Below are 14,466 nucleotides of genomic sequence, written 5' to 3' on the forward strand. Positions count from 1 at the left end.
GAGGCCCTCAGTCCCCCTCCCTGGGAGGGATTAGGGGAGGCTCCTCAATCATTTTTCCTTCCCGTTTCTATCCAACCAACCATCAAAATTATATCTTTGACTAAATTTTATAGAATACAAATCTTTTAATTAAAACGAAGCATCCCCCCTCCTTGGGAGGGGACCGTTTTAAGTCAGTCCGTCTTAAACAGGCAGTCGGGGGAGGCCCCCATATAGTATGAACTTAGAACTTTTCATAGCCAACAAGATCAAGTCCGGAGGTATTTCCGGAAAGCGCCTTGCCGGACCGGTGGTGAAGGTGGCGGTGGCAGGTATTGTGCTGGGTATGGTTGTAATGATTATTTCTGTGGCTACCGGTATGGGGTTTCAGAAAGAGATTAGGGAGAAAATCATTGGCTTTGGCAGTCACATACAAGTGGTGAGCTATGATTTCAACATGAGTTACCAGACCAACCCTGTTGAGCAGGATTCCATGCTGGAGCAGCAGATGCTCAGTGTTCCCGGGGTGGAGCATGTGCAACGGTTTGCCACCAAACCGGGACTTATCAAAACCCGTGATGAGATGCAGGGGATTGTGTTGCGCGGTGTGGGGCCCGAATTTGACTGGTCTTTTTTTCAAACTATCCTTACGGAGGGTGGACGGCTCAGTCTCAATGAAGAAAAAAGTTCCAACGGAGTGCTGATCAGCGACGACCTGGCCTCGGTGCTCAACCTGGAGGTGGGTGACAGAGTGCCTATGTACTTTTTTGAGGATCAGATACGTGCTCGTAATTTCACCATTGAAGGGATATTTGACAGTCATTTGCCCGAACTGGACGAAACATTTGTGATGGTTGATATTCGTCAGGTTCAGCGACTCAATAACTGGAGTGAGAATAAAATTTCGGGCTATGAATTACTGGCCGGTGATTTTGAGGATTTGATGATGACCGGAAGCAACGTGGCTGAAGTGGTTTCAGGACATATCAGCGAGGATGGCACCATGCTGCGCACCCGTACCATTCAACAAACACAGCCGCAGATATTCGGATGGCTCGATTTGCTGGATATGAATATCATTGTCATCATTGTTCTTATTGTCTTGGTGGCAGGTTTCAATATGATAACAGGTTTGCTGATTTTAATTCTGGAACGCACCAATATGATCGGAGTGCTAAAAGCCATGGGGATGGCCGACCGCCCGCTTCGCAAAGTATTCCTGACGCTTGCGGCAAACATCACCATCAAAGGTCTTTTCTGGGGTAATCTTCTGGGACTTGGATTCTGCTTTGCTCAGAGTTATTTCGGTTTTGTGAAACTCGACCCTGCAAATTATTTTCTGGATACCGTGCCTATTCATCTCTCCGCCCTGCACATCATCCTGTTGAATGTCGGGGCTGTACTGACCATTTTCCTGATGATGATCGGACCGTCCTATCTGGTGGCGAGGATATCTCCGGTAAAAGCGATTCGGTTTGAGTAAAAGAAGCCCCCTATATCCCCCCAAGGGAGAGAAGAGCCCCCTATATCCCCCCAAGGGGGAGAAGAGCCCCCTATATCCCCCCAAGGGGGACTGGTCGGTAATTTGTTTTGTTTTTCCGGGAAGTTTGTGAGGGGCGGGGATATTAAAACATCGTACAGATAAGGAGAACCGATATCAGTAAGTACGGTTTGCTGAAAAACAATTAAAGAACTAATATAAAGATTATTATGGTTGATAATCGTGCAAGGTTTTTCAAGTAAATCTTTTAAAAAGTTTGCATCTGTGGTGATTAATAGTCAAAATATCACTGTTCAAAATATTTTTCTAGGTTAAGCGATTTTTTCTATTTAAAAGGCGCGGGGGCCTGTCCGTTTTCCGGGCCGGCGGATAGCGGGAAGCCAAAATGGGCGACTTTCAAGGCCTTGCGCAATGGCCGGAAATTTTGGATTTCGCGGGCGGATAGGTTTAAACGGACTAGATTTTTTTGTTTCTTTTTGGAGCAATGCCAAAAAGAAAATCTATAAAGAAATTAAAAAATGGTCTGCTGTCTTTTTCAGCAGTCCCTAAATACGGTTTTATAATGAGCCTAGCCCTCCGTTTTAAGGGGGGGGATCATTAACGCTTCACACAGTTCATGGAAGCCGGCTTCAAGCCTGCTGAAATAGGGTCGGCCGTATATCAAACACACCGGTCTGAAGACCGGTGCTAATCTCATACATATCCATGTTTTAACATGCAACTTTCCCCCCTCCTTGGGAGGGGAATGCCAAACGTATCTTTTTATTTCAATGTTTTGGGGGAGGCCTTTCCCCCTCCTTGAGAGGGGCCAGTGGAGGCTCCCTTTTTCGTACACCTCGTGTTCGATTTCGAACACATTGAAGGTTGTTGTGTAATGGCTCTGGAAACTCCATTAGGCTTAAAATGAGTAAGGTAGTGAAGGTGAAAGATTAAAAAACCTTAAAAAAGGAAGCCTTTCTGCCTTTTGGCATGCTTTTCTCATGGTATTGGTTGGTTTAAAATTAAAAAATAGGACAATAAGGAAGCCATTCGGTCAAACGTGACATGAATGGCTTTCTTCTTTTCAGGAGGGAATAAAAAAACTATCTTTGCACCCGAATACCAACCCCAGGACAAAATGACTACTTCACACAGGATAGCATTCGTCACCATTTGTTGCCTTGCCCTTGCTTTTCAGGCTAAGGGGCAGTCTGATGTCAATGTTCACGGAACTGTTTCAGGCCGAACCATTCTTCATAACGGAGAACTGCCACCCTTATGGTCAGTGGCATTACAGGAAGGCCGGTGGAACAATCTTGAGGGCAGTCAGACGCTCCTCACAGCAGCGACCGGTATTTCCGGTAATCTAAAAAGCGGATGGAAACTTTCAGCCGGTTTGGAAATGGATTATTCTTCCGGATATGATGATGCCTACCTGCATGCCGGTTGGGGCGAAATTGCATGGAAGAACTGGTCTCTGAAGGGTGGAAAACATATCTTCGATCCTGTCTTTACTGAATCCAATATGGGCACCGGAAGTTATCTTTTCGGAACCAATTTTCGTCCGGTTCCCCGCATTACCTTTGAACTTTCAGAATACACATCCATTCCTTTTACAAATGGTTTTGCCGAAGTGCGCGGAGGGATCTCGCAAGCCTGGTTGTCGGATCAGCCATCCAGCGGCGATGTGTTGCTGCATGAGAAGTATGCTTACCTGCGCATTCGCCCGGGCAATTGGAATCTCTATGGTGGATTGAATCATAGCACCCTGTTTGGCGGGCGACGAAACGGAGTGGATATTCCCATCGATTTCTGGCCCACCTTCTTTGGAAAGGGCAGTTCAAAAATTGGCGGAGGCGAAGCAACCAATGCTGCCGGGGCCCATATGGGGATGTACGATTTCGGAACTCAGTTGGAAACCCCAAACGGGCATATCAATATTTATTATCAGATACCTTTTTCCGATGGTTCCGGAATGCTATTCTGGCAGGGCAACAGCGATCATATACTCGGAGTTGACTGGCATCTCAATGAGCCCTCCTGGCTTTCCAATATTACCTTTGAATGGTTTCAGACCGCTTATCAGAGTGGCAACGGGATGCCGGATCCATACCTGAACGGGATTATTTTTCCCAAGCAGGTGGAGGATAAGAACGGTTTTGTGGAAGAGAATTTTGGGATAGTGCCCGATCATCCTTTATCGCTCGAAGAGTTTAAAACTATTCTGGAAGACGAAATTAACCACGGCAACGATTTTGGTGGTCGCGACGGCTACATGAACAACGGGATGTATACCGCCGGATGGAGTCGTGACGGCCATATCATGGGAAGTCCGATGAATCTGACCCGGGAACAAATGCTGGAAGTGCGGCCCGACATGGAATTTAACAGCAGTGTAGGAATAAAAAACGATCGTTTCAGCGGATTGCATCTTGGAGGTCGGGGAGATTTGAATGCAGAGCTTTCCTGGAAAATGAAAATCACCTGGACGCGCAATTTCGGAACCTATTTTGAGCAGTATCCCAGACGATATACCTGGAATGAAGATGAAGATTACTGGTTCAAAGGAGGACGTGACCAATGGTACACCATGGCCGGAGCAGAGTGGACTCCTGAAAAAATAAAAGGACTTTCAGTAGGGGTTGACCTTTTTTACGATGGAGGGGATATTTATCATTCTTTTGGGGCTAAAACTGCTGTTACCTTTAGGTTGTTTTAGCGTCAATGTGGTGGTGCCTATTTGACCAGGCGTTGTAGGAGGAGGTGTTGTTACAAGTTGCCAGGGGTGTTTAATGTGCCGGTTGTGAACGATCTATCGTCAAAGTGTGAAGTTCAAGGATTTTTATTTTAGATAAGTCTGAGTTTGAAAAAAGCAAGGTGTAAAACTCTGATATTTAGGGGTCTATTTTGTGGTTGACGGAATATTGCTGTTTGAAAAGCGGGTGGGCCCGTCCGCTTTCCGGGCCGGCGGATAGGTTTATACGGGCTAGACTTTTTTGGTTTCTTGGGGCGTTGCCAAAAAGAACAATAAAAAATGAAATAAAAATAGGGCTGCTGACTTTTTCACCTGCTTTATTCATGAATTATCGTTATGGGATGTTCAAATATCAAGAAATACAATCAACCGCAGATAAAATGGATGCAGGAAATAATGGATTATTTTCAAATCCATTTTATTGAGGACGGTTGGATTTTGCAGATAGTTGGACATCGGAATAGATTATTTATGAATAATGCAGGTTCAGTAGCCTCTATATAGTGCCCGTCTATAAAGTCGGGATAGTTTCTGGCTGGAGCTGTGTCTGTTCAGAAAGTGACAGTTACAAGGCTTGCGAAGTCCGAAAATACGGAGTTTACTTTTCGTAAATGAGTACTTTTCGGACAAGCGTAACGCAGTAAATGGTACTTTATGGACAGACACTATATAGGGAATAAGCGAAAAAAAAAGCATAAATTTGAATATTCTGATCAAAGGGAAAGTATGTTAAGGGAAAAAGCGAAAGTCGTTAACCGGTTGCTCGCCATAGTGGATGTCTTCATCGCATTGGTGAGTTTTAATATTGCTGTCTTTATTGATAAGGGGGAGTTTCTGCCTTTTCAAAACAAGGACTCCATTATTTTGCATTTTGTGATTTTGGCTATTTGGTATGTGCTGGCCCGAACATTTCGGCTGAACCAGCTCTATCGATCCAGACCTTATTCAGCAGTGCTTTTTGCCTGTTTGAGTCTGGCCGTTACGGGAACAGCGTTTCTGGCTGTTTCGGTGTGGGCCTTCAACCTCTTTTCTATTGGCTTGCGCCTCTTGCTTTATTTTGGGGCCATAGATCTTGGACTTACCTTTCTTTTTAAGGTTTTCAATTATGCCTTCCTGAAGAATGCCCGTGCCAAAGGACATAACACTTCCAACGTGGTGGTGATCGGGGATAATAGTGCCCGCAGTTTTTTACGTCAGATTGTGAAGATGAAAGAGTGGGGCTATCGGGTAACTGCAATTATGGGTACTGAAGAGTTGGAGCAGGAGTTTGGTGCTGTGGCTCCTTTTCTGCCTGACGATACAGATGTGGAAGCACTTCTGAGAGAAAAGACCATTGACGAATTGATATACTGTAAAGAAGGTGCCGATCAGAAGGAGATAGAACGGTTGCTGTCCATTACCTCCGAGGTTGGGGTGGTATTTCGTATGTATTCTTCTTTCTTTAATATGCTGACTAATAAAACGCATCTGCACTATTTTGGTACCACCCCTTTGTTGACCATTTCCAATACGCCACTTAATTATCTGGAGCTTAGAATAAAAGATTTGTTTGACTTTGTTTTTTCGTTGTTTGTGGTGGTCGTGTTTTCCCCTGTTTTTGTTTTATTGGCACTTGCTATTAAGCTTGACTCCAAAGGTCCTGTATTTTTCTCCCAGAAGAGGGTGGGCTTACGTGGCCGGAAATTTAATGTCTATAAATTCCGGACTATGGTTACCAATGCCGAGGAATTGAAGAAGAAACTGATGGAACAGAACGAAATGGACGGGCCGGTATTTAAAATTACCAAAGATCCGCGTATTACCAGGGTTGGCCATTTTCTTCGTAAAACAAGTCTGGATGAATTACCGCAGTTTTTCAATGTGCTTACCGGGGATATGTCGGTGGTTGGTCCCCGTCCGCCACTGCCCGATGAGGTACGGCAATATGAGAGCTGGCAGGTAAGGAGGTTGTCTATGAAACCTGGTATTACTTGTATTTGGCAGGTCTCCGGACGCAATAATATTCCTTTTGATGAGTGGATGAAGATGGATCTTCAGTACATCGATAACTGGTCACTGAAACTGGATTTTGTGATTTTTCTGAAGACCATTCGTACCATGGTGCGGGGAGACGGGAAATAATGAGGGGATGTTAAGGGTGAGATGTCTGAAGCTCCTGACATAGATGATAACCATCTCCCTTTAATAATGATTAATTAGAGTCTGTCCCTAAGCTAAGCGTTTTTCAAGTAAATCATTCAAAAAGTTTGCAGTGTTGGTGATTAATAGTCAAAAGATTACTGTTAAAAAGATTTTGCTCGGTTAAACGACTTTTCCTGGTTAAGAGGTGCGGTGGCCTGTCCGTTTTCCGGGCCGGCGGATAGCGGGAAGGCTTAATGGGCGACATTAAGGCCTTGTGGGCCAGCTGGAAATTAAGCCTGATGTGGGCGGATAGGTTTAAACGGACTATATTTTTTTGTTTCTTTTTGGAGCAATGCCAAAAAGAAAATAAATAAAGAAATTAAAATTGGTCTGCTGAATTTTTCAGCTGCCCCCAATTAAGATACAGCATTTTTGCGCAGTTTTCACCAAACTCAGGAAGCAGAATTTGATTATGCAAAAAATTATCCTCGTAGCCGGTGCACGTCCTAATTTTGTAAAGATAGCCCCCTTGTGGCGGGCTTTTTCTGCGATTAAAGGAGTGGAAGTAACACTGGTGCATACCGGGCAGCACTACGATGATGCCATGAGCAAGGTGTTTTTTGAAGATCTCGGGCTTCCGGAACCGGAGTACAATTTGAATGTGGGCAGTGGCAGTCAGGCCGGACAAACGGCGGATATCATGACCCGGTTTGATCAGGTGCTGGATGAAATGATGCCTCATGATGTGATTGTGGTAGGAGATGTCAATTCCACCCTTGCCTGTTCTCTTGTATCTGTAAAGCGCGGTATCCGCACCTCTCATGTGGAAGCTGGCCTGAGAAGTTTCGATCGCTCCATGCCCGAAGAAATTAACCGGCTGGCCACGGATGCCATTTCCGATTTGCTTTTTGTTTCTGAGCCATCAGGAATCGAAAACCTGAAAAGAGAGGGGGTGGCTGATGAGAAAGTGCATTTTGTGGGAAATGTGATGATCGATAGCCTTGTTTTTGCTTCTGAGGCTATTAAGGAGTCAGACGTCCTGAGCCGTTTTCTGCTTGAGTCGTATAAATATGTGCTGGTCACCATTCATCGTCCCTCAAATGTGGACCATCCACCCCGGTTGAGAGAACTGATAAACTGGCTGAAAGAGCTTTCCTCCAAAATGCCTGTGGTTTTTCCGGTTCATCCCAGAACCCGAAACCGTCTTGTTGAGGCCGGCCTTGATCCGGCTCAGATAAAGCAACAATTTCCCAATCTGAAATTGGTTTCGCCTCAGGGATACATTGATTTTCAGAAGCTGGTCAGTCAGGCCCGCCTGGTAATCACCGATAGCGGAGGCCTGCAGGAGGAGACTACCTGGCTTGGAGTACCCTGTGTTACTTTGCGTGAAAATACCGAACGACCTGTAACGATAGAGCAGGGCACTAATTATCTGGCAGGTTTTGATTTTGCAAAGGCTGATGATGTGGTTAATGCCTGCCTTGCCGGAAAATCCCCAAAAGGTCAGGTCCCGGATTTATGGGATGGGCATGCGGCCCAACGAATCGTTGATGTATTGTTGCGTAAACATAAAGCAAGGAATGTGTAAATACGGAGATTGCTCATTATAAATGAGTAATTTTCGGACGAGCGTAACGACGCAAGTGGACCTTTATGGACAGAAACTAAATAAATAATCGTGATCAAAATAAGTGTTTAACAGGCTTGCCAGGGACTGACCTTGGCAATTAAACATATCCTCTTGTGATATAAATGCTTAAGAAATAACTTGTCCGTTTCATTACGAAAACTTATGAATAAACCAGGTTAGAACTACCGATTTGTTCTAAATTTGCAACATTGATGGATCGAATATGGCGATAAATGCATCAAAATAATATGCTTAAGTTCTCTAAATAGGATCTGCTGAAAAATACTTAAAAAAATAATATTTAGTTGTTTAAAGGAATGTTATTATAGTGAAGGACTGTTACTATTTGAAGGGCGGGGAGGCCCGTCCGTTTTCCGGGCCGGCGGTTGGAGAGAAGGCTTAATGAGCGACTTCAAGGCTTTGCGGGCCAGCCGGAAATTAAGCCTGATGCGGACGGATAGGTTTAAACGGACTAGACTTTTTTGTTTCTTTTTGGGGTAATGCTAAAAAGAAAATCAATTAAGAAATAAATATAGGGCTGCTGATTTTTTCAGTAGCCTCTAAATAAGACTTCATGATACGACCGATTGTAATAATTATCTTCAGTGCCTCTTTGCTGATTTCGGGATGCAGTCCCAAAGAGCCAATTCCCAAAGAGTTTCCGGACAAGACTGAGATGGCGGAAATACTGGCCAAACTCTATTTCGCAGAAAGTGTGTTGTCTAATCGGAAGTACAGTCCCGGAAGCAGTGATGAAGGAGAGGTGGCCCCTGCGTATTATAAATATGTGCTTGAGGACTTCGGACTCACCACCACCGAATTTGACACCATCCGTCAGTGGTATGTCTCGCACCCCTATCACTATCAGGAGGTTTATGAGCAGGTGGTGTTGCTGATAACCCAACGGGAAGCTGAACTGAAAAAACAAATTAAAGCGGAAGAAGCAGCTGCTGACAGTTTGCCTGAGGTAAAGGATTTATGGAACAGTGAGCGAAAAATGGTTGTCAATTCCCTTGATACCGCCGATCGTCGACTGCCTTTCCGGATCAAAGTTGATTCAATCGAAAGAGGACGAATAAGACTGTCTGCGTTTTACCGTTTTTTACGCCCTGACAGAAGCCGGGATGGGAGGACTGAGATGGTTACACTGTTTGCCGACAGCACCTCCGATACACTCTCTGTGGAGTTGACCAAAGTTTTTGAAAAGAAACCATTTTCTTTGATTGCACCATTGGATACAATGCCTCCGGTTATTGAAATTTCCGGTTATCTCTTTCTTCATGACACTACCGCCACCGGTGCAGTGGAATTTTCTGATATCAGCCTTGAACATCAGGAAAATAATGACAATGATGATAGTGAGGAGGAAGCAGAACCGGAAGATGCCGTTAACAGAGATCTTGAACTTTTAAAATCGGGACCCGATGTCCGTTAATCGTTTTGCTTCACATTTTATGCTTTCTCCGGATGGAGAGTTGCTGCGTTGGCCGGTGATTACAGTGAATGATGAGGGAGTCATTGAATCTGTGGAGCATTTTGAGAATGGGTTTCAGGAACGGCCGTTTACCCGGTTTTTTGCAGGAATTCTGTGTCCGGCTTTTGTGGATATCTTTGCAGAAGTTACCACCGATGAAATTGAGCGGCATAAATCTGTGAAAAATCGTCACTTTCGTGATGGGACAATTTTATTAGGGGTTAAGGCTGACGACAACCCGGTTTCAAAGGCTAACGATGGTTTGCCCGTGGTGATGGAAAAAAAGCAGGACCATGCAATCTCCCCCTTGTCGTCCGGGTTAAGTGGGCAAGGGACATTGCTCGAGCGGATGAAAACGCATTCTTCAGATGTTTCGATGACAAAAATGCTCTTGGAAGTTACCATGATTGCTGCCCGGAGCACCGGTTTTTTAAGTCTCGGAAGGCTCGAAAAGGGGGCCTCTCCCGGTATCTTGTTGTTGCAAAGTATTGATCTGGTGTCTAAACGATGGACGCCTTCTTCTTCAGTCAGATGGCTGAGTATTCCCGCCGTGATTGGTGCATAATAAAGTATGGGGCCATTCTCATCCCTTCCGTTCAGAGCCAAGAGCCAAGAGCTCACCTCTCCTCGTTCACCTCTTCTGCCTTCTAACTACCCACTACTGGCTACTGACTACTCACTATCGGCTACTGACTACAGCCAACTCACAAATTACCAAATCCCATTCAAAAATATTCCCGATTCCATGTGGTTTTTTGTATCTTTGTGTGTCCGAAAAAGAACTGTAATGCCTGCTTCAGTCAGGCCAGGATAGAAACTCTATAATTCTTAATATTATGTCGAAAATCGAAGCTTACAATTTCTCAGGTAAGAAAGCCATTGTTCGTGTGGATTTCAATGTTCCTTTCAACGAAAAGTTTGAAATTACTGATGATACCCGCATTCAGGCTGCTTTGCCAACTTTAAAGAAAATTATTAAAGACGGCGGTTCTGCAATTGTGATGTCTCATTTGGGGCGTCCAAAAGGAAAAGCCAACCCTGATTTTTCCATGAAGCATGTTCAGGGGCGTTTGTCTGAACTGCTGGGAGTGGACGTGGTATTTGCCAAGGATTCAGTAGGACCCGATGCAAAAGAAAAAGCCTCTTCTTTGCAACCCGGTCAGGTATTGATGTTGGAGAATCTGCGTTTTCATCTTGAGGAAGAAGGTAAGCCAAAATTGGCCGACGATGCTTCAGAAGACGAGAAAAAAGCTGCCAAGGCAGAAATGAAAGAGAAGCAGCAGCAATTCTCGAAAGATTTGGCTGCACTGGCCGATGTATATGTGAACGATGCATTTGGTACAGCCCACCGTGCGCATGCTTCAACTGCTGTGATTGCCGACTTTTTTGATGCTGACAGCAAGATGTTTGGTTACCTGATTGAACGTGAGCTCCTGAGCCTTGATAAGGTGCTTAAGGCTCCTGAAAGACCATTTACCGCTATCATGGGTGGTGCAAAGGTTTCTACCAAAATTACCATCATCGAAAATCTGCTGGATAAGGTGAATAACCTGATTTTGGGTGGAGGTATGACTTATACATTTATCAAAGCCCATGGTGGTAACATCGGTAGTTCTATCTGCGAGGATGAATATCTTGACCTGGCGTTGAAAATTGAAAAGCTGGCTAAGGAGAAAAATGTTAAGCTTTATCTGCCCGCTGATGTGCTGGCTGCCGATGCATTTGACAACAATGCAAATACCAAAATAGTGCCGGTGGATGAGATTCCTGAAGGATGGATGGGGTTGGATGCCGGCCCGGAGAGTATCAAAACCATGCAGGAGGTAATCGAAAATTCAAAAACCATCTTGTGGAACGGCCCTGTTGGTGTGTTTGAAATGGAGACTTTTGAGAAAGGTTCAAAAGCTGTGGCGGAGGCTATTGCTGCCGGAACTAAGAAAGGTGCCTATTCTTTGATTGGCGGAGGGGACTCTGTGGCTTGTATCAACAAGTTTGAGAAAGCTGATGAGGTTTCATACATCTCTACTGCCGGTGGTGCGCTTCTGGAATATCTGGAAGGCAAAGAACTGCCCGGTATTAAGGCCATTCGCGGATAATATTTTCTGAATTTTGATACAAAAAGGGCACGGGCTCATTTTGTGAAGACTATATGATCTTGCCGCCGGACACTGCATAGAAGGCTTTGTTCGGCGGTTTTTTTTGAATTGTATAGCGAATCCGTTAAAAGTCGCATTTTTTTTGCGACTAAAATTCGTTTAATTCGGGTCTGCTTGAAGACGTATAATGTAAAGATTATGAATGATTTAATGGCTGTGTTTTCATTTGAAGTGCAAGGTTTTCAAGCTAATCACTAAAATAAGTTTGCAATTAAGAAGACTTAAGACGGTAATTATTAACAACTTACCAGTCAAAAGAATGTTTTTTGTTTGAATGAGTTTTACTGGTTGAAAGGGGGGCGGGCCTGTCCGTTTTCCGGGCCGGCGGATAGCGGGAAGCCAAAATGGGCGATTTTCAAGGCCTTGCGCAATGGCCGGAAATTTTGGATTTTGCGGGCGGCTAGGTTTAAACGGACTAGATTTTTTTGTTTCTTTTTGGAGCAATGCCAAAAAGAAAATCAATAAAGAAATTAAAATTGGTCCGCTGACTTTTTTAGCAGCCCCTGATTCGAATAATTTGTGGACCCAAAATAATTAAATGGCGCAGCCATTTCATTATCACCTTTTAGAAAATCTTTTGTCAAACAAACACGACCATCAGGGTTAAGACATTAAAGAAAAAATAGAATATTATGCAGTTCCTTTATACCATCGGAGTTCGACTCTTCTCATTTGCCGTAGCACTTGCAGCTCCTTTTAACGAAAAAGCAAAATTGCTTTATAAGGGAAGAAAAGAGATCTGGCAAAAATTGTCGGCATTGAAGGGCGAATCTTCCGTAGTCTGGATTCACTGTGCTTCTCTTGGGGAGTTTGAACAGGGAAGGCCGGTGATTGAGGCGATCCGAAAAAATGTTCCCGGTAAAAAGATTCTGCTAACTTTCTTCTCTCCATCGGGCTATGAGGTGCGAAAGAACTATGATTTGGCAGATGTTGTCTGCTATTTGCCTGCGGACACTCCTCGAAATGCCCGTCGCTTATTGAAAGTGGTGCAGCCTGAGTCAGCTTTTTTTGTGAAGTACGAGTTTTGGCCCAACCTTTTTAAGGAACTGGCGCTCCGCGATATCCCGCTCTATAGTATCTCTTCTATTTTCAGAGAAAACCAGGTGTTTTTTAAATGGTATGGAAAATGGTTTCAGAAATCCCTGAAAGCTGTAACACACTTTTATGTTCAGGATGAGACTTCCGGAAAGCTTCTTCAGAGTATAGGGATAAAAAATTATGAGGTAGCAGGAGATACCCGGTTCGACAGGGTAAAGGCTATTGTTGATGCCGCCACCGAGGTGCAGATGGCCGCTCAGTTTGCTGCAGGGGCTGATTTTGTGTTGGTTGCAGGAAGTACCTGGCCCCCCGATGAAGATTTGCTTTGCCGTTACATCAACGAGGCTCCCGATGGCGTGAAGTTAATTATGGCACCGCATGAAGTACATGAAGGCCATGTTCAGGAGATTGAGCAAAAGCTGAAGGTTCCGTATTTTCGTTTTACCCGCAATGGGGATGCTGAACCCGGGGGTAGTCGGGTGCTGATCGTGGATACCATTGGGCTGTTGTCTGCAATTTATCGCTACGGGCAGGTTGCATGGATTGGCGGAGGGTTTGGAAAAGGCATTCACAATACACTGGAGGCTGCCACTTATGGGATTCCTGTTGCCTTTGGTCCCGAATATCATAAGTTTAAAGAAGCCCGCGATTTGATTGAAGTGGGCGGTGGTTTTTCGGTAAATGACTATGAAGGCTTTTTTTCGATGTTAGAAAATTTCAGGACCAATGATGCCCGTCGGCAAGAGTCCGGAAAAGCTGCCGGGTCCTATGTGAAATCTATGTGCGGAGCAACCGGTATGATTATGGAGCAGGTGTTTGGAGTGAAGGCAGAGGTGTGATCTTCGATGAGTTTGGTTTGCAAGGAGGCAAAGTCGCAAGTGAGCGACTCAAAAGGAAATGCTATTGTTTTACCGGACAATAGTGATTATTTATGAATAATTCAGTCCTCCCCAAAACGAGGCTTTTTCCTTTTAAAGGAATACATAATGTTGTTGCGTTTTTTTAAGGCCGAAGGTCTTTAAGCAATAGCCTGGGGCAACGCCCCAGGGAAATTGAAACATTCTCCCTCCCCCCTCTCATTATTGGTCGCGTCGCGACCAATAATGAGAGGGGAGTGGGGGATGCCTCAAAACCCAGGGCGTTGCCCTGGGCTATTGCTCTCAGGCTTTCAGCCTGTTTACACCATACCTGTTTTATTACGTAAATGAGTATTTTGGTAGCGAGTATAACGAAGCAAGTGGTACTTTATGACCAGACACTGACTACCGAATTGTGCTGTTTTCTGTTCTGCTCCCAAAAGCAGTTCTCCCAATCTTTCCCTGAAGTTATCAACAATCTGTTAATGGTTTTCCAAAATTTGGAAAAATCAGTTGAGTGCCTTTGATCGAAATGTTAATAAATGTAGCCAAATCCCTGTTTTACTGTCTGCTTCAGAGGGTTTGATATCTGCAATTTTTTAATCAAAAAAAATTCTAAAGATTTGTGAAGTTTTCCATTTTGGGAAACTTTTTAAATTTTTAAAAACTTCAAGTAGAAGAAAATCAATAAATAAGACTTTCTTTTTGGGAAACTTTTGAGATTGTTGATAAAAAATAGTTGTCTCAAAAGAAAAGCTTTTCTAACTTGCACTCGTCAAACAGGAATTATTAAAAATTATTAATAAACAATTTATCAAACCGTTAACCAGATTGATGCATTTCTTTTTGCGACGGAATGTTCAGGAATTCGGGTAAATCTGATAAAAAGCCGGCCGTGGGGTTGTTTTGCCGGTATGACAGATATATGATCCAATTAAATTCCGGCATTACGCAGCAAATTGTTGTGGATTAATCA

The 14,466-nt window shown here is 44.1% G+C and carries 8 protein-coding genes; all 8 read left to right on the plus strand.

The features are described from left to right. The first annotated feature begins 217 nt into the window (after positions 1 to 217). The 8 genes from BY457_RS16435 to BY457_RS16485 all read left to right on the plus strand — a co-directional run bounded on the left by BY457_RS16435 (position 218) and on the right by BY457_RS16485 (position 13,472). Positions 218 to 1,462: an ABC transporter permease gene (locus BY457_RS16435; RefSeq protein WP_106154419.1), complete on the plus strand. Its 1,245-nt coding sequence runs from the start codon at positions 218 to 220 to the stop codon at positions 1,460 to 1,462. A 1,066-nt stretch (positions 1,463 to 2,528) separates the two neighbouring features. Continuing rightward, the gene (locus BY457_RS16445; RefSeq protein ID WP_106154420.1) at positions 2,529 to 4,178 is read left to right on the plus strand and encodes a capsule assembly Wzi family protein; all 1,650 of its coding nucleotides are present in this window, start codon (positions 2,529 to 2,531) and stop codon (positions 4,176 to 4,178) included. Positions 4,179 to 4,868: 690 nt separating this feature from the next. Further along, complete coding sequence (locus BY457_RS16455) at positions 4,869 to 6,335, plus strand: sugar transferase (RefSeq protein WP_258176774.1); 1,467 nt, start codon at positions 4,869 to 4,871, stop codon at positions 6,333 to 6,335. A 472-nt stretch (positions 6,336 to 6,807) separates the two neighbouring features. Further along, entirely contained in the window at positions 6,808 to 7,923 is a 1,116-nt protein-coding gene (gene wecB, locus BY457_RS16460) for a non-hydrolyzing UDP-N-acetylglucosamine 2-epimerase (RefSeq protein WP_106154422.1), read from the plus strand. 616 nt (positions 7,924 to 8,539) lie between these two features. Next, positions 8,540 to 9,400, plus strand: coding sequence for a DUF4296 domain-containing protein (locus tag BY457_RS16465; RefSeq protein WP_106154423.1), 861 nt, complete (start codon positions 8,540 to 8,542; stop codon positions 9,398 to 9,400). Then, complete coding sequence (locus BY457_RS16470; protein ID WP_106154424.1) at positions 9,390 to 10,004, plus strand: hypothetical protein; 615 nt, start codon at positions 9,390 to 9,392, stop codon at positions 10,002 to 10,004. Before BY457_RS16465 ends, BY457_RS16470 begins: the two co-directional genes overlap by 11 nt. 271 nt (positions 10,005 to 10,275) lie before the next feature. Beyond that, on the plus strand, positions 10,276 to 11,535 hold the full coding sequence (locus BY457_RS16475; RefSeq protein ID WP_106154425.1) for a phosphoglycerate kinase: 1,260 nt from the start codon (positions 10,276 to 10,278) through the stop codon (positions 11,533 to 11,535). Between the two features lie 692 nt (positions 11,536 to 12,227). Next, positions 12,228 to 13,472, plus strand: a complete 1,245-nt coding sequence (locus BY457_RS16485) for a 3-deoxy-D-manno-octulosonic acid transferase (RefSeq protein WP_106154427.1) — start codon at positions 12,228 to 12,230, stop codon at positions 13,470 to 13,472. Positions 13,473 to 14,466 lie beyond the last annotated feature (994 nt).

Source organism: Marinilabilia salmonicolor, assembly GCF_003003035.1.
In the GTDB taxonomy this organism is placed as follows: Bacteria; Bacteroidota; Bacteroidia; order Bacteroidales; family Marinilabiliaceae; genus Marinilabilia; species Marinilabilia salmonicolor_A.